Genomic DNA, 16,749 nt, shown 5'->3' on the forward strand with positions numbered 1-16,749 from the left:
CTGACTGAAGAATTTCGCATGCAGCGCTGGCTTGATTGACTTGGCTCTCGCGTGTCACTCCGGGGCTGTGGCGGGAGCCGTGTAACGGCGGCGCACGGCATCAAGCACCCGCTTGCGGCTCTCCTCCGCCGACAGGGTCTTGTCCTCTTCCGCCTGGGCGGTTTCGCGCGCCAGGTCCTTGTCCCTGATCTGATGTCGAAACCATTTGGAATAGTCGCCGGTGCGCAAATGAAACTCCCAGGTCTTGTCATCTATGCCCTCGGCGATCTGAGCGAAGATCATCAGATTGTGAGCCCTGAGATTCATCGCATTCTCAGGGCCATGGAAATAGAAGCTGCCGGCTTCGTCGAGCTGGCCTTCGGCATATTTCCGGCTGTGCCGCTTGAGTGACTGACGTGGTTCGACCACTTTGACCGTCTTGACTTTTTTGCCTGCCTGCGGCCGCCAGAACAGCACGCGCGCACCTTTCGGGCTGGGGATGACTTTCGGCGGCTCAATGCCGGTTTCACGGCAGAAGACCTTCACGACGTCCTTTGCCTTGGGGCCAAGCGCAATGATGGCTGTCACCAGGCGCAAGGCGTCTGTCGAGATCGCCTCGGGGTGAACGGTGATCAGGATTGTGCCAGGCAATTCCAATGACAGAACCGCCCGCGTATCGTCGCGCCGCTTGGGCAGAAGATGATGCGCTTCATCGATCACGAGCCAGTGCGGTCTCGCGGTGCGCCGGCGGAAACTGCTGAGGCCAGGCAGCAGGTCGGCAAAGAAATCCGGCCTCTCGTCGACCCGCAGGGCCAGTCCATTGACGACTATGTTGCTGTCGGCCTTGGCGATCAGATCCAGCACTTGCGCCTTTGTCGGCGCGCTTGAGCCGTCTCCCAGGCGAACGGCGCCTTCGAGGCCATCATAGTCGCCTTCGGGATCGAAGACACAAAACTGAAAGCCGCTTTCGACGAAGCGCTCGGTCAGCGCGGTGGCCAAGGTGGATTTACCGATACCGGAACTCCCGGCAATGAGGATCGTGTCGCTCGGCGACAGGTAGGTATCGTCGCCGCCAGATGATCCAAGAACGATGCCGTCATGGCGCTTCGGCACTATCGCGTGATCACGCTTTATCAGCTTTGCGATCAGTTGCTCCACGCCTTTGCCTCGGGCGCCACGCATGACCAGGTTGGCTGTATCCTTGACCGCCGGAATTGCATTGTCGACGGCGACGCTGCAGCCACAGGCTTGCAGGAACGCATGATCGTTCTCGGCGTCGCCGACGCCGACGACGTTGTGCGGCGAAAGTCGAAGGTCCTGAAGGGCCGCGGCGAGCCCGGTGGCTTTGTTGATGCCGCTCGGCAGGATCATCACCGCGCCCTTGTTGAAGATGATTTCCAGTTCGAGACCCATCTTCTTGATGACCTCAAGCACGGTCGCTTGATGCGGTTCCCAGGTCGCGACGATCGATCGTCCGACCGAAAGCGGCTTGACGCCCTGCCTCTTCAACCTGGCGACGAATTTGGGCTCGGGCGGCGGGGCGATCACCCGCTCTTCCTCGCTGGCCGGCGTGTAGATCATCGCGCCATTCTCAGCGACGACCTTGTCGAAGAGGCTAAGCTCGGGAAAGACGCCCTTGGGATCGGGCAGTTCACGCCCGGTGACGAGAACCAGCTTGCGGCCGCTTTTCTTGAACCGCTCAAGCGCAGTGAGCGTTTTCTTGGCGACGACCCCATCATGAGCCAGCGTGCCGTCATAGTCAGTCGCCAATGCAATGAAATACATTCCGCCAACCCTTCTCGGTTCCGATTGCTCTGCGGCTAGAACGTGTGATCGAGACAAAGGCTCCCCACCGACCGGATCGCAGGTCTTGGAGAAGGGGGAACGGGTCCGCCCTCGGAAATCAGGAACTCCTTCGGTGCCGGCACGTTGACCAGACAAGCCGGGAACCGTCCCGGTCTTTGTTGGCGGCGCAAACCCCGTCGCCGAAATCCACACCAAGCGCAATGAAAGGTAAGGCCATGGGCTTCTTTTCGAAGGACATCAAGACACTCGACGATCTCTTCGTGCACACGCTGCGCGACATCTATTACGCCGAAAAGCAGATCGAGAAAGCGCTGCCGAAGATGATCGACAAGGCAACCGACCCGCAATTGAAAGCCGGATTTGAAAAACACCTCGATCAGACGAGAGGCCATGTCGAGCGCGTCGAACAGGTGTTTGAGTTGCATGGCGTCAAGGCCAAGGAGGTCAACTGTCCGGCAATCGACGGCATTCTCGAGGAGGCCGACGATGTGAGCGGTGACGTCGATGACAAGGAGGTTCTCGACGCGGCGCTGATTGCTTCGGCGCAGGCCGTCGAACACTACGAGATGACGCGCTACGGCACGCTCATCGCCTGGGCCAAGCAGCTTGGCCGCACCGACTGCGCCAATGTGCTGGCCAAGAATCTCAAGGAAGAACAGGCGACAGATCGCAAGCTAACCGAAATGGCGGAAAGCAAGATCAACCTGCAGGCAGCCGAATAAGGCTGCAATCCGGCCGGCTGGTAACTCGGCCGGCCGGATTGCCGGTAGGTTCCATCCCGTCAGCGAGACGGGTCGACGCCCAGTGCCGCTGATTGCTTGCGCAGCGCCTCACCGTCATCCTGCGGCACATGCCGAGCAGACCCTGCGGTTTCCGTGTAGATGCGATACGCTACACAAGCGAACGCCACCATGAAAAGCAGACGGCCCATCCATCCTACTCCTTCGTTGCGGATTTCGGTTCGGCCATCCTCAGTACCCTCCGACGACGGGCAAGATCTCGCCGGTGATGTAGCTCGAGCAATGCGGCGAAGCGAGGAACACATAGGCCGGCGCGAGCTCTTCCGGTTGCGCTGGTCGTTTCATTGGCGTGTCGGCGCCGAATTTCGAGACGTCAGCTTCCTTGTCCGACGGATTGAGCGGCGTCCACACCGGACCCGGTGCTACCGCATTCACCCTTATGCCCTTGCCAATGAGATTGCCCGACAGGGCCCGCGTGAAAGCATGAATGCCGCCCTTGGTCATCGAATAGTCGACCAGCTGTTTTGAACCGTCGATACCGGTTACCGAACCGGTGTTGATGATCGCCGAACCGGGTTTCATGTGCGGCACCGCTTCCTGCGCCATATGAAAATAGCCGTAAAGATTGGTCTTCAACGTCGTGTCGAAATGTTCTTCGGTGAGCTCGCCGAAGTCGCTGGAATGGATCTGGAACGCAGCATTGTTGACCAGCACGTCGATGCGGCCGAATTTTTCAACGGTCTCCATGACCGCCTTGTGGCAGTGGCTGCGTTCGCTGACATCGGCCTTGACCAGGAGGCAGCGTCGTCCCTCCTTTTCCACCGCGGATTTGGTCTCTTCAGCGTCTTTGTCCTCGGCCAGATAGACGATCGCGACGTCGGCGCCCTCGCGGGCGAACAACACCGCCACCGAGCGGCCGATGCCCGAATCGCCGCCCGTGATGAGCGCTACCTTTTGGTTGAGTTTTTTCGATCCGAGATAGTAAGGCGCATCGTACAGCGGCGCCGGCTCTATGGCCCATTCATGTCCCGGTTTGGGCTGATGTTGCTCAGGGAAGGGGGGCTCGGGATATTCGCGGGCGCCAGCCTGCATGGCGCCTTGAAGCTTCCCATCGCCTTTCGATTTGTCCTTGGCATCGATGCCACGTTGGATATGGCGCTGCTTGGCCGCTTCACCGGCTATTTCCGACTTCATCTGCATGATCGTCTCCTTGGCTTGGAGAGAAAACAACGCATGTCGGCCAAAAAGGTTTGCGCAAAAGATCGACTGCAGAGAGGATTCCAACCAGCGGTTGGCAATGCGTGGCGACGACATCGCCAACTGCAACAATTCAGCTGCAATGCAGCCGCACCAGCCACCGCCGCGATGGGATCGAGCATCTGGGGCTTGCCCGCTGCCTGCGCCGCCTTGGCGGCGAGCCAAACGTGATGATGTGGACTGGGAAGCTCTTGCGTCAAACTGGCATGCGCAAAGCAGCGCCATCCGGTCTGCTCCGGGCGGAGCGCCGGAATTCTATCTTGGCGAGAGGCCGTCGAGCAGGAAGTCGAGGCCTCTTCGGAAGGCGCCATCCCAATCGTTGTCCAACAGCAGACGAGAGCGTTCGATTGTCGGGTAGTGTTCGCTGAGAGGTGTAAGACGCTGCTGTGCGGCTGCCCTGTCTTCTTCCGAGAGATCGAAGCTTGCCCGGGTGAGGGTGGCGCCCATCACATAGTTCCAGAGCGACCATATCGCGGCGTTCAGATCCGCGTCCGCAACACCGGCTCTGGACAAGGTCTTGCTCAGCATTTCCAGGCGACCGAGAATGTTCCGGCCGAGCGCCCGGCGCGGCAACAGCGATGCCGACCAAGGATGACGCAACATTCTGGCGCGCCAGTCTTCGAGCATATGAACGACGTCTCCGCGCCAGTCCGGAGACTCACCTGTTTCAGGCGATCCGCGATGTTCGAGCACCGAATCGACTGCTAGATCAAAGACATCCTCCTTGTTGTCGACGTGCCAATATAGACTCATCACACCCGAGCCGAGGCGATCGGCCAGCCGACGCATTGTCAATCCGTCTATGCCCTGGGCGTCCAGCAGTTCCACCGCGGTCGCCACGATACGCTCTCGAGACAGCGGCGGCTCGCTGCTCGCTTGCTGCACGGGCTGGAGCGACACGCTTATCCGTTGATCCCCTTTGCTCCGGGCGCCGCTGCGTTTGGCTATCATCCGTCGTCCTCGCTTTTTCAGAACATCGATTTTGACCGGCAACGCGACAAATGTCGATCTTGAACGATTGACTCGTACGACGTACCATACGATGACTCGTACATCGCACGATTCACGTAGCGATTAGGTTAAAGTTCAATCTGCAGGCGCCAGGGTAGGTTGCTCGCAGGCTGCGGAGCCAAGCGAAAAACCATGTCACGCGCAATCAAGCATCTGCTTATCGGAGGGCTAATCATCATGACCATTGCAGTCCCCACTGCGTCGCCGGCGAACGAGTTCAAGCTGACTATTGTCAATCCGCAGGCGCTCTACGACCCGTCGCCGAATGGCTACAGCACCGCCGTAATCGCACCGCTCGGAGCTCGGATCGCCTACATCTCCGGGCAGGGCGGCCAAGACAGCACAGGAACCTTGTCACCGGATTTCGCCGTCCAGGTGAAGCAGGCCTACGCAAATTTGCATGCTGCGCTTGAGGGCATCGGCGCCAAGCCGGATCAGGTGGCGAAGCTCACGGTCTTCGTGGTCGACCACGACATGTCCAAGCTCGAGGTGTTGACCAGGAACGTCAAGGACATGTTCGGCGAGGCGCTGCCGGCGCAGACTCTGGTTCCCGTTCCCAAGCTTGCAATCGATCCCATGCTTTTCGAGGTGGAGGCCACCGTTATTCTGGAATAGTCGCTCCGATTGACCCGATCGTTCGAACAAAGAGTCGAGCGCGCTGCCGACGGCTGCGCGCTCACAATATCGAGCGGATGTTTCCAAGCCTCACGTGTTTCCAGGCTGAAGCCTCCAAGGGAACTGGAAAGTGAAGTCGGGGACCGCCGCATCCATGCCGCTCGCCGTATCCAAAAGTCGCATAAGATAGATTATGGAACTAATGCATGGGCCAAGAGCTGTAAATTGTCGCTGATTCTCATAGGCTTGAGCCGATTGTGGCGTATTGCCTTGAGCGGATCGCCAACGCTAGGCTGTCGAAATGAAGATGGCAAACAGCGAGATCGAAGCGGCAATCGAAGTGTTCGTGCATGGCTTCAGCGCTGACAGGAGCCGCACCTTTCCTTACGAGGCCAGCCGGGTTGGACCATTGTGGCTGATGCGCGATGCCGAACGCAAGAATCCTCGCGATTACCGCGGCGAAGAATGGGTCGTCCATGACGTCGCCGCTCAAGAGACCGATGCCGTCGTGCGGCAGCATGCACGGCCGGGCTTTGCCATTTCCGTTGTGATCGCGAACGACGATCCAGACGGGCCGACACGAACCGCCTACAAAGCTCTCGGCTACCGGCTGCTGCGGACCGAAGGCTTTTTCGTCCACCGATTGCACCGGATTCCGAACCCGCCATCGGTTGCTTCGGTCGAACGCGTGCAGACGGCCGAACGGGCGGCACAGTTGGGAAAGATCATCCGCAGGCAGCCGATCCCAGACGATTTGCTCGGCGACACCGCGCCGTTCCGCCAGTATGTGGCAATCGACGGCGCCGACATCGTTGGGCGCGTTCGCAGCCTGGATGCCGTGGGAGCCACCTGGTGTTCGAGCATGTATGTCGAGCCGTCGCACCGGCGTCGCGGCATTGGTCAGGCTTTGATATCGAAAATGTTGCACGACGATCGCGCGCGCGGGTCAAGGTACTCGGTGCTGGCAGCAACCCATGCCGGGGCGCTGCTTTATCCCCGGATGGGCTACGAGCGGATCGGAACGCTGCTGATATTTGCACCAAGGAGCCGAAAGCCCTCATGAAGCTCTATTCGCATCGTGCTGATTCATAAGGGATTTCTATAACCATGCCGTCATAGGCGGGTTCGACATTGGCTGGTGTCTCGGCCATCACCGAGACGTAGTCGAGCGGCACGTGCATATGTGTCAGCACCGCATGTATCGGCGCCAGCCGCTGGATCCATTCAAGCGCTTCGCCAAGTGACAGATGACTTGGATGCGTCCGGTACTGCAGCGCGTCGATGATCAGCACGTCGAGGTCGCCCAGTCGTTCGGCGGTGGGTTCCGGAAAGTCGCTGATGTCGGGGCAATAGGCGAGACCGCCAATGCGGAAACCGAGCGATACGATGTCGCCGTGGATCTGCGGCAGCGGCTCGAGGGTGAGGGTACCCCCCTCTCCTTCGACGACCACCGGCCTGGCGTGGTCGATGAGATGCGGCCTGACGATCGGCGGATAGGAACTGCCTTGCGGCGTCTCGAAACAGTATCCGAACGCTTCCCGCAGCCGAAGCATCGTCGCCCTGTCGGCATGGACGTCGATGAGCTGGCGCTGATCGAGGACGAAACCGCGCAGATCGTCGATGCCATGGATATGGTCGGCATGCGGGTGGGTATAGACGACCGCATCGACACGTTTAACGCCGGCCAGCAACATCTGCTGCCGAAAATCCGGCCCCGTGTCGATGACGACAGTCGTTCGGCTGCCGTTCGCCGCGATCCGCTCGACGAGCGCGGCGGCACGGGTGCGCCGGTTCCTGGGGTTGTCGGGGTCGCAATTGCCCCAATCGCCGGTGATGCGCGGCGTACCTGGGGACGAGCCGCAGCCGAGAATGGTGAGGCGCAGCCGGTCAGTCATCGTTCAGGCACTTTGCTCTGCAGGCCGCGGCATCTTGCCGAACAGCCGGAAGAAATTATCTGTGGTCAGATCGGCGATTTCAGCTTCGCTTACCCCGATCGTTTCGGCCAGCACCTTGGCGGTATGGGCGACATAGGCGGGCTCGTTGCGTTTGCCGCGAAACGGCACGGGCGCCAGATAGGGCGCATCGGTTTCGACCAGCAATCGGGCATGCGGGACATCGGCGGCAATGGCACGCAACTCAGCTGAATTCTTGAAGGTCAGGATGCCCGAGAACGACACGTAGCCACCGAGAGCGACGCCCACCTCGGCAAGCCGGCGCCCGGAAGAAAAGCAATGCAGGATGAAGGGGAAGGCGCCCTTCCCTGTTTCGTCCTCGAGAATATCAGCCATGTCGGCATCGGCATCGCGCGAATGGATGACCAGCGGCAGCCCCGTTTCACGGGCGGCGGCGATGTGATTGCGAAAGCCTTGCGCCTGTGCATCGCGTGGCGCCTTGTCGTAAAAATAGTCGAGACCGGCCTCGCCGATGGCCACTACTTTTGGGTGCGCGGATAGCCGCACAAGCTCCTCGACCGTGATATCCAGTTCTTCGGCCGCATTGTGCGGATGAGTGCCGACAGAGCAATAGATTTCGTCGAAAGTTTCAGCGATCTCAAGTACTTGCGGAAACCGCTTCACGCGTGTCGAGATCGTCACCATACGGCCAATTCCGGCGGCTAAAGCGCGGGCGACGATGGCCGCCCGCTCCTCGGCGAAATCTGGAAAATCCAGATGGCAGTGGCTGTCGACGAGCATCAGATGTTCGCGTCCGGCTGTTCGACGTAACGCGGAAACACGCCTTCCGGCACCGGCAACGCAGTGCCGGGCACAAGCGCGTGATCCGCGTGGACATGCACGAAATCGCGGCTCTCCGCCGGCACCGCCAGCAGGTCGAGCAGTTTCGCGGCCGAGCCCGGAGTGAAGGGCTGACACAGCACCGCCACGCGGCGCACGACTTCGGCGGTCGTCCACAGCACCGTTTCCATGCGCGCCGGGTTGGTCTTCTTCAGCGCCCATGGTGCCTCGCCGGCGAAGTAGCGATCGGCTTCCGCCACCACGCCGAAGATAGCTGCCAGCGCCAGATGGATGCCCTGCTCGGCGACCGCCTTGCGCGCGGTGTCGAGCGCGGCGGCGGCCTGATCCAGGATCGCTCTGTCTGCATCCGTCAGCTCGCCGCGCTGCGGCACCACGCCGCCGCAGTTCTTGGCGATCATCGACAGCGAGCGCTGCGCCAGGTTGCCGAGGCCGTTGGCAAGATCGGCATTGGTGCGGTTGACGATCGCGTCATGGCTGTAGCTGCCATCGTTCCCGAACGGCACCTCGCGCAGGAAGAAGTAGCGCACCTGGTCGAGACCGTAGTGCTCGACCATCGCGAATGGATCGACGACGTTGCCAACAGATTTCGACATCTTCTCGCCGCGGTTGAACAGGAAGCCATGCGCGAAAACGCGCTTTGGCAACTCGATGCCCGCCGACATCAGAAATGCCGGCCAATAGACCGCATGGAAGCGGACAATGTCCTTGCCGATGATGTGCGTGGCCGGCCAATAGTGCCATTGCTCGGCCTTTGTGTCGGGATAGCCGGCGGCGGTGATGTAGTTGGTCAAGGCGTCGACCCAGACATACATCACATGCTTGTCGTCGCCTGGCACCGGCACGCCCCATTTGAAGGTCGTGCGCGAGATCGACAGATCCTTCAGCCCCGACTTGACGAAGCTGAGCACCTCGTTGCGGCGCTCGGTCGGACCGACAAAGTCGGGCTGGCTCTCATAAAGCGCCAGCAATTTGTCCTGATAGGCGGAAAGCCGGAAGAAATAGCTTTCTTCCTCGTTCCATTCGACCGGCGACCCAAGCGGTTCGCGGCGCACGCCGTCGTCGCCGAGCGTCGTCTCGCTCTCGTCGAAATAGGCTTCCTGGCGCACCGAATACCAGCCGCTATAGCGGTCGAGATAGATGTCGCCATTGGCGGCCATCGCTTTCCAGATCGCCTGACAGGATTCGTAGTGGCGCGGTTCGGTCGTGCGAATGTATTGGTCATTCGAGCCGCCCATCGCCTCGGTCATTGCGCGGAAAATCGCCGAATTGCGGTCGGCCAGCGCCAGTGGCGTTATGCCTTCCTTCTCGGCCGTTTGCTGCATCTTCAGGCCATGCTCGTCGGTGCCGGTCAGGAAGAAGACGTCCTTGCCGTCCAGGCGCTGGAAGCGTGCCAGGGCGTCGGTTGCAATGACCGTATAGGCGTGGCCGATATGCGGCTTGCCGTTCGGATAGAAGATCGGGGTGGTGATGTAGAATTTGTCGCGTGACATGAATGAACCGTCATGAATGTCTGAATGGAAAGGCGCGGCGGTGGATATCGTATCGAGGCAGCATTTGCCATCCCGATCCAGGAAACCCAGTCACATTCGCATTGCAGAATTCAGGCGGTCGATCATGATCAAGGCGTGCTGCTTCTTATCGAGATTGTAAGTATCGGTCTCAGATATAGCGTCCAGCGCCTCATGCCAAGTGTCCGACAGCGTTTTGGCTCGTGCGAGATCGCCAGCCAGTGCTGCCTGACTTGCCGCGTCCGACAACAGGTCTAGCGCCCGGCGGTTGAAGATATCGAACTGGATCGCCTGATCGCGGCCGGCCACGGCTTCGGCGAGGCGGAACGCGCCGCCGACATCGCTCTTTCTCCCGGTGACCAGAGCGTCGAGCGTCGAAGCGATCTCCAGCCCGCCATACTGCGTCAAGAGGATCGCGTTGCGGGCGCTGCCCCCTGCCCGCTCGGCCAGTGCCGCGCGCGCCGCCGGATCCTCAGGCGGCGCCGGCTCGGTCGTTTCCAGCACCGTCATCAGGTCGTCGGCGTCGAGCGGGGTCAATCGCACCACCTGACAGCGCGACCGGATCGTGGGCAGCAGGCTGCCCGGCGCGTGGACAATCAGGATGAACAGCGTCCGTGCCGGCGGCTCTTCAAGATTTTTCAGCAAGGCATTGGCGGCATTGGTGTTCATGTCGTCGGCGGGGTCGACGATGACGACCCGGTAGCTGCCGTCATGCGAGGTCAGCGACAGGAAGCGGCTGACCTTGCGGATCTCATCGACGGTGACGACCGTCTTGAAACTCTTGGTCTTGTCGTTCAGCGGCCGGGTCAGATGCAGCACGGAAGGATGCGCCCCGGTGGCGATCTGGCGAAACAGCGACGACGCCGGATCGGGAGCGGCAAGGCTTTCCGGCGCCTGCGCGAAATCCGGGTGCTTCAGCAGATGATGCGCAAGGTGGAAGGCGAGCGTCGCCTTGCCGATGCCGACTGGCCCGGAAAAGATCAGCGCATGCGGCAGCTTGCCGGCGCGATAGGCGGCGGTGAGCACGCCTGCAGCCTGGCCGTGCCCGACCAGAAGGGGCGTTTCGGAGGGCTCCGGCACGCCGTCGAGCGTGTCGTGCTGCTCGGGTGCGATGCGCTCGAAGATCATGCCGGCGTCGCCTGCCTGTCGCGTGCCGGCGCTCTCGCCGCCAGCGCCGCGAACACTGCCGCGGTGACGACGTTCTCAACCGCGTCGGGCTCGGCGGCTGCGTCGACGACGATGCAGCGCTCCGGCTCGGCCTTGGCGATCGCCAGAAACGCCTCGCGGCGGGCCTGGTGGATCGCCAGCGTCTCCTTTTCGAAACGGTCGGCGACTGCCTCGGCGCCGCGCCGCAGCGTTGCGCGCCTCAGGCCTTCCGCTGGGTCGATGTCGAAGATCAGCGTCATGTCCGGCATCATGCCGTTGATGGCGACCTGTTCCAGCGCATCCATGAACGCCGGATCGATGCCGCCGGTGACGCCCTGATAGACGCGTGAGGAATCGAGGAAGCGGTCGCAAAGCACGATGGAGCCACGCTCGACCGCCGGCCGGATCACCTGCTCGACATGATCGGACCGCGCGGCGGCGAAAAGCAGCGCTTCCATCTTCGGCCCGAACGGTTCGGCTGCGCCCGACAGCAGCACATGCCTGACCGCTTCGGCGCCCGGCGAGCCGCCGGGTTCGCGGGTAAGCAGCACGTCGTATTTCTTGGCGCGCATCTTCCTGGCCAGCCGCTCGATCTGCGTCGACTTGCCTGCCCCCTCGCCGCCTTCGAAGGTGATGAAAAAACCGCGTGCCAACCGAGAGGCCTTCTTGTCCATGGCTGAATGGGATTGTAGCGCTCTAGATAGTCCGCGTTGGGCCAAACGTCCATGCCGTCGATTTTTTGCCCTTATGCATGTCGTTCCCCAAAACCATGGCTGGTTTTGAGCGACATGCGTTAGCGCAGCCAGCCGATCGCCAGTTCCTTGACTGCATCGAGCGCGCGCTGCGGCAGCGTGCCGACGCCGATCGATTCGGCTGCGAAAAGCGGCGTCTCCTGGCTCAGCGTATCGCCGATCCAGACGCGCAGCGCACCCACCGGCTGCCCCTCCTCCACCGGTGCTGCAACCGGGCCGTCATAGACGATCCTGGCCGTCAGCTTGTCGCGGTTGGTGATCGGCAGGAAGATGTCGATCGGTCCCTTTGCCTTCAGCGTCACCCCGGATTTGGCGCCGCCGAAAACCTGGGCTTCTCCAACCACCTCGTCCCTGGCGAAAATTTCGGTCTTCTCGAAGGAGCGGACACCCCAGTCGAGCAGCTTTCGCGCTTCCTCGGCGCGCTCCTTGTCCGAGGCCAGCCCGCTCATCGCCGCGATCACGCGGGTACCATTGTGGCTGAGCGAACCGACGATGCCGAAGCCGGCTGCCTCGCTCGCCCCGACCGCCAGGCCGTCGGCGCCGATGTCCATCGCCAGCAGCGGATTGCGGTTCCTCTGTGAGATCTTGTTCCAGGTGAAATCCTTTTGGGCATAATAGCGATAGAAATCCGGATAATCGCGCCACAGGTGCAGGGCGAGCTGCGCCAGTTCGCGCACGGTCGTCTGCTGGCCATCTGCCGGCAGGCCGGTCGAATTGACGAAAGTCGACGTCTTGAGGCCGATCTGGCGGGCGCGTTCGGTCATCTGCGCGGCAAAATTGTCTTCGGATCCCGACATGCCTTCGGCGATGACGATGCAGCCGTCATTGGCCGCCTGCACGATCACGCCCTGAATCAGGTCTTCGAGCCGGATCGACGACTTGAGCTTGGCGAACATCGTCGATGTTCCCGAAGGCGCGCCACCCTTGCGCCAGGCGTTCTCGCTGACCACGAACGTATCGTCGAGCTTCAGGCGGCCGGATTTGATGGCGTTGAAAACCACTTCCATGGTCATCAGCTTGGCCATCGAGGCCGGCGGTATCGGCTTGTCGGCCTCCTTGGAAAACAGCACCGTCCCGGTCTCGGCATCGATCATGAAGGCCTGCGCGGCCTTGGTCTCGAACAGCTGTGCACCGGCCGGAGCCTGGAAAAACAGCAGCAAGCCAAAAACCAGAAGCCCGGCGAGAGGCGGGAGCAAGCGAAATTGCATGATGTTCGACCCGTTGGCCGGCACCGCCGGCAAGCCCGCGAAAAGTATCAGGCTTTTTGCGCGGCGGATCAACCGCGCAGCGGAAATCCCACCAGGCTTGCGCTCAGTTGCGCACAGCCAGCGCATCGGGCGCGCCATGCGACCAGGCAGCCTGCAGCAAATCATCGAGATTGCGGTGGCCATCGGGATAGAGATTGACCGAATACCAATCCTCGCCATCGAGTTCCGAACGCTGGATCTCGATCTTGCCGTATGCGGCAAGCTGAGCGGCAACACGCTTGGCCTCCGCTGCATCCTCGAACGAACCAGCCGCGACGTAGTCAGTGGACGGACCGGCTGTTGGCGGCTGCCGTTTCCATGATTGGAGCATATCGGCCGGCGACATGCCGTCGCCACCCATCGCGGCGAAGGCATTTGAGGCGCGTTCGACCCGCTCGTCGGCATAGGACAGCGAGGCCACGGCAAACGGCGATTGCGGCGGCAGATTGATCTGCGGACGCTCCGGCACGATCGGGCCGAAATCCGGAAGCGCCAGATCGCCATAGGCCGACGACTGCGTCGACATGATCGGCTGGACAGAACCGGAATCGGTCAACTGGCCCGGAAACGGCACGGCAGCAATGCCGGCAGGCAGGCTTGGCGACGGCCCGTTCATGGCGACCATGACGCCGGTCGGCAGTCCATCCGACGGGTCTGGCGCCCTGTTGCCGGGATGATAGGAGGCCATCAGATACTGGTCGTCATCGCCGTCGAGCGGCGCGCGGCCGACATATTCGACCTTTACCTGAGCGGTGCCGGTGTTGGCATAGTCAAGCATCTGGGCAGCGCGCTCCGATACGTCGATGATGCGGCCTTCGTGATATGGGCCGCGATCGTTGACGCGAACGATGACCGAACTGCCGGTCTTGAGATTGGTGACGCGGGCATAGCTTGGCAGCGGCATGGTCGGGTGCGCCGCCGTCAGATGGGTCATGTCATAGACTTCGCCATTGGCGGTAAGCCGGCCATGGAAGGCGTCGCCATACCAGGAGGCGAGGCCGACCTTGGCGTAACGCTTGTCTTCCTTCGGGTAATACCACTTGCCGCGGACCTGATAGGGTTTGCCAAGCTGATCCCTGCCGCCGCCACGTTGGATGCGCCCGTTCCGGGAGATCACACGCGGGCTTGCCTTCACGCCATATTCGGATTCGGCGAAATATTCCTTGGAGCGGGTCTTCTTGTTGACCATCGCTTTCGGCTCAGGCTGCGACGCGCAGGCGGCCAGCAAGGCAGCCGACATGGCGAACAACGCGACGGTAGCAGCGCGACGAAGACGCGGTGGCGTCACAGCCTGCATTTTCCTGATGTCCCCTTCAGTCTCAACTCAAGGCGTCGCGTTCAACCACCAGAGGAGCCAAAACACTCACCCGACAATACCAACGACGCTTAAAACCCCGATCCTTTGTGCGCAGGAATTGCTTATCACGGTATTAACCGATTGTGGCCGCAACCGGGCAAGATTGTGGCGTCTCCACCGTAAGAGCTCTCTGAAAAGTAACGGTTTTCGTGCTTCCACGCGAGAGATGTGATGCCCTCTGCCACAGAAAGCCTGGCTTCGCTCCTGCCCGCCGTGTCTGCCGGTTGACCGGGCTTTGTCGGGCAGCGGACCGACCGCCGGAACAAAGAAATGCGCCGCTAGTTTCATCCGCAGGGCACTCGAACAGAAGGACGAGCATGATGAAAATGACTTCATTGATGGTCGCGATCGCGATGTCGCTTTCTGCCGGGTCTGCGATCGCCGCATGTCCGGACAAGTCAGCTTCGAACACCGGGACCGATGCCGGACAGACCGCCGGTATTTCGAAAGATGGAACCCACGCGCCTTTAGAGACTCCGAAGGCCATGGGCAACGCGAACAAGCCAGCCGCCAAGGATGGCACCACGATGCCATTGGCGGGCGCTGAAGGCGGGGGCGACAAAAACCTTGCAACCTCGCAGCAGGATATCGAGGCGCAGCAGCACGGTGATAAGGCCGCGGCGGCAAAGGCGGACGAAAATTGCAAAGACTGAGGACCGTACAGGCCGGAGCCGATTTGCAGCTTCGGCCTTCCTCACCAGTAGCTGTTCCCTTGGCGAAAGTTAAATTCTGCGGGATACCGCAGCTGTCCCAAGAGGCTGACCCGTAGGGATTCCCTCCGCCCAATTCCGAGGATGGCTTGGTCGGTAGGTCGCGCCCTCGGTTGGGCCTGCACGAAAGCCCTCCAGCGTCAGGCTTCTTGTGTTCGCGCGCAAACCTGTACATCGCCAGTCGGCGGGCTCCTTCTTCATCATGCACCAATGGGATAGCGAGTTCCGGTGCTCGATTCCGAAAAACTCAGAGCCTGCCAGGACAGCAGGAACCGACACAGTGGTGGTTGACGCAGCCCTCAATGCCGCTTTACAGGAATGAGGCGTGAACCAGCCGGGAGCGCCTTCGGTGCCAATCCGGTGCCACAGGCCAAACGAGTTGGCCCCGCGCTGCCCAAATGGTTGAAAAACCACGATGGAGGAATGGCCGAGCGGTTTAAGGCACCGGTCTTGAAAACCGGCGTGGGTGCAAGCTCACCGTGGGTTCGAATCCCACTTCCTCCGCCATTCGATCGAGAAGGGCATACAGAGCATACAGAACTGAGTACGCCGATTTCCGCCTCCGTGGAGGTAAGGGCGAAGCGTCAAACATCATGTCTGCTTTCTCCTGACCTTGGGCGTCAGCACTGGTAACCCCCCTGCTCATTCGACGTTCTATCCCTTGCATCGACCGCAATCAGAGGTATGCTAACACTTCATTCTGGTTGTATATTTCGCAAGGCTTATGGGATATTCGATCTCTCACGAGCGCCTGTCGGTAGTGATCGGTCGCATATATGAGGCCGCCTACGATCAATCGATTTGGCTTGACGTGGTCCTTCAGTTGCAAGCCATGTTTCATGGCTCCAGAGCCTGTTTCTCGGGCATCGACTGGGCCAATGTCGAGGATAGCTTTTGCGTCTCACCGAGCCGCGACCCCTATTGGGACAGGATTTTCCTTGACCATTTCGCGACCAACGAACTCTTTGCGCCGCGTGTGGCCGCGCCGCTTGGCCGGGTTTTTAGCGACACCCAGTTGATTGGGCGGCACCGTATTGAACGCACCTCCGTCTGGAACGAATGGATGATGCCGCAGGACATGTATGACGGCATGTTCTGCAATCTGCGCGCGTCGGAAAAGAACTACTGGTTTTTCGACGTGCAGCGAGGCCGAGGGCAGCCGGCGTTCGACGCCGATGATCGTGCGATGCTCGCCCTGATCACACCTCATCTGGAGCGCGCTGCGGGTTTGGGCCGACATTTCGAGGCGCGGCCTGTGCTCCAATCGCTGCTCGGCCACCTGCCCTTCGCCGGCTTTGTCGTCGATCCGCGCCTGCGCATCCTTGACATGAATGACGCCGCGCAAAGACTTCTGGTACAGCCGATCACTCTGCTGACGGCGAACGGTGGCCATCTGGCCACCTCCGATTCCACGCAAACCCAAATGCTGCAACGTGCGGTCGCACGAGTCTGCCGGGTGGACGAGAGCGAGTTTCCCAATTCGGCTGCCGATTTGATCTTGCGGTCGGAGCGCGGCGACCAACTGGTATTGTCGATTGGATTGTTGCCCGACGGCGAGATGTTCGGCCTGTCGGCTGGACCTTGCGCGGTGGTGCTGGCGCGCGAATCACGTTTGGCCCTGTCGACGAGCTTAGCCGATCAACTGCGAAAAACCTTTGGGCTGACAGGGAAAGAAGCTTCCGTCGCGCTCGCGCTCGCAAGCGGATTGTCCTTGAAGGAAATAGCGATCAGGGAAAACATGGCCTACGGCACCGCACGCGTTCATCTGGACAAGATTTTTCGCAAGACAGATACGCAGAGGCAGAGTCAGCTCATTGCGCTGCTGAATGCATTTCGTCTTCTGCCCTAACAAGCTGCAATAGCACATT

Annotated in this window: 16 protein-coding genes and 1 tRNA gene; 6 read left to right on the forward strand and 11 right to left on the reverse strand. The window is 60.9% G+C overall.

The genetic code is table 11. The features are described from left to right. Positions 1-54: 54 nt before the first annotated feature. Positions 55-1,764, reverse strand: a complete 1,710-nt coding sequence (locus AC0NIL_RS19520) for an HAD family hydrolase (protein ID WP_473573305.1) — start codon at positions 1,762-1,764, stop codon at positions 55-57. 236 nt (positions 1,765-2,000) lie between these two features. Between AC0NIL_RS19520 and AC0NIL_RS19525 the strand changes: the two genes are divergently transcribed. Continuing rightward, entirely contained in the window at positions 2,001-2,507 is a 507-nt protein-coding gene (locus tag AC0NIL_RS19525) for a YciE/YciF ferroxidase family protein (RefSeq protein ID WP_013531567.1), read from the forward strand. A gap of 59 nt (positions 2,508-2,566) precedes the next feature. On the opposite strand, the gene AC0NIL_RS19530 is transcribed toward AC0NIL_RS19525, so the two are convergent. The 3 genes from AC0NIL_RS19530 to AC0NIL_RS19540 all read right to left on the reverse strand — a co-directional run bounded on the left by AC0NIL_RS19530 (position 2,567) and on the right by AC0NIL_RS19540 (position 4,733). Further along, positions 2,567-2,716, reverse strand: coding sequence for a hypothetical protein (locus AC0NIL_RS19530; RefSeq protein ID WP_013531568.1), 150 nt, complete (start codon positions 2,714-2,716; stop codon positions 2,567-2,569). A 40-nt stretch (positions 2,717-2,756) separates the two neighbouring features. Continuing rightward, the gene (locus AC0NIL_RS19535) at positions 2,757-3,725 is read right to left on the reverse strand and encodes an SDR family oxidoreductase (RefSeq protein WP_473573307.1); all 969 of its coding nucleotides are present in this window, start codon (positions 3,723-3,725) and stop codon (positions 2,757-2,759) included. A 312-nt stretch (positions 3,726-4,037) separates the two neighbouring features. Beyond that, the gene (locus AC0NIL_RS19540; RefSeq protein WP_473573309.1) at positions 4,038-4,733 is read right to left on the reverse strand and encodes a TetR/AcrR family transcriptional regulator C-terminal domain-containing protein; all 696 of its coding nucleotides are present in this window, start codon (positions 4,731-4,733) and stop codon (positions 4,038-4,040) included. A gap of 192 nt (positions 4,734-4,925) precedes the next feature. On the opposite strand from AC0NIL_RS19540, the gene AC0NIL_RS19545 reads away from it, so the two are divergent. Both AC0NIL_RS19545 and AC0NIL_RS19550 read left to right on the forward strand, forming a co-directional pair. Beyond that, a complete protein-coding gene (locus AC0NIL_RS19545) occupies positions 4,926-5,408 on the forward strand; it encodes a RidA family protein (RefSeq protein WP_027161647.1) in 483 nt (160 codons plus the stop codon). A gap of 418 nt (positions 5,409-5,826) precedes the next feature. Next, positions 5,827-6,471, forward strand: a complete 645-nt coding sequence (locus AC0NIL_RS19550) for a GNAT family N-acetyltransferase (RefSeq protein ID WP_224620913.1) — start codon at positions 5,827-5,829, stop codon at positions 6,469-6,471. Between the two features lie 4 nt (positions 6,472-6,475). Here AC0NIL_RS19550 and AC0NIL_RS19555 read toward each other — a convergent pair whose 3' ends face one another. From AC0NIL_RS19555 to AC0NIL_RS19585, 7 genes are all read right to left on the reverse strand, one after another. Beyond that, complete coding sequence (locus AC0NIL_RS19555) at positions 6,476-7,303, reverse strand: MBL fold metallo-hydrolase (protein ID WP_275953014.1); 828 nt, start codon at positions 7,301-7,303, stop codon at positions 6,476-6,478. Between the two features lie 3 nt (positions 7,304-7,306). After that, the gene (locus AC0NIL_RS19560) at positions 7,307-8,101 is read right to left on the reverse strand and encodes a TatD family hydrolase (protein ID WP_063168015.1); all 795 of its coding nucleotides are present in this window, start codon (positions 8,099-8,101) and stop codon (positions 7,307-7,309) included. Next, positions 8,101-9,651 carry a methionine--tRNA ligase gene (gene metG, locus AC0NIL_RS19565; RefSeq protein WP_063168014.1) on the reverse strand — a complete coding sequence of 517 codons (1,551 nt, stop codon included), beginning with the start codon at positions 9,649-9,651 and terminating at the stop codon, positions 8,101-8,103. Before metG ends, AC0NIL_RS19560 begins: the two co-directional genes overlap by 1 nt. Positions 9,652-9,741: 90 nt before the next feature. Continuing rightward, positions 9,742-10,797, reverse strand: coding sequence for a DNA polymerase III subunit delta' (locus AC0NIL_RS19570; RefSeq protein ID WP_027161642.1), 1,056 nt, complete (start codon positions 10,795-10,797; stop codon positions 9,742-9,744). Next, positions 10,794-11,468: a dTMP kinase gene (tmk, locus tag AC0NIL_RS19575; protein WP_063170241.1), complete on the reverse strand. Its 675-nt coding sequence runs from the start codon at positions 11,466-11,468 to the stop codon at positions 10,794-10,796. The genes AC0NIL_RS19570 and tmk overlap by 4 nt, the downstream gene beginning before the upstream one ends. A 140-nt stretch (positions 11,469-11,608) precedes the next feature. Next, positions 11,609-12,775 carry a D-alanyl-D-alanine carboxypeptidase family protein gene (locus tag AC0NIL_RS19580; RefSeq protein ID WP_275953015.1) on the reverse strand — a complete coding sequence of 389 codons (1,167 nt, stop codon included), beginning with the start codon at positions 12,773-12,775 and terminating at the stop codon, positions 11,609-11,611. Between the two features lie 103 nt (positions 12,776-12,878). Further along, on the reverse strand, positions 12,879-14,111 hold the full coding sequence (locus AC0NIL_RS19585; protein WP_275953016.1) for a septal ring lytic transglycosylase RlpA family protein: 1,233 nt from the start codon (positions 14,109-14,111) through the stop codon (positions 12,879-12,881). Between the two features lie 377 nt (positions 14,112-14,488). On the opposite strand from AC0NIL_RS19585, the gene AC0NIL_RS19590 reads away from it, so the two are divergent. The 3 genes from AC0NIL_RS19590 (at position 14,489) to AC0NIL_RS19600 (ending at position 16,730) form a co-directional block, all read left to right on the forward strand. Beyond that, complete coding sequence (locus AC0NIL_RS19590) at positions 14,489-14,824, forward strand: hypothetical protein (RefSeq protein WP_013531580.1); 336 nt, start codon at positions 14,489-14,491, stop codon at positions 14,822-14,824. 474 nt (positions 14,825-15,298) lie between these two features. Then, positions 15,299-15,388 (forward strand) — tRNA-Ser (locus tag AC0NIL_RS19595). A 217-nt stretch (positions 15,389-15,605) separates the two neighbouring features. Continuing rightward, complete coding sequence (locus AC0NIL_RS19600; protein WP_127369403.1) at positions 15,606-16,730, forward strand: helix-turn-helix transcriptional regulator; 1,125 nt, start codon at positions 15,606-15,608, stop codon at positions 16,728-16,730. Positions 16,731-16,749: the final 19 nt, after the last annotated feature.

The organism is Mesorhizobium sp. WSM1343, assembly GCF_055901535.1.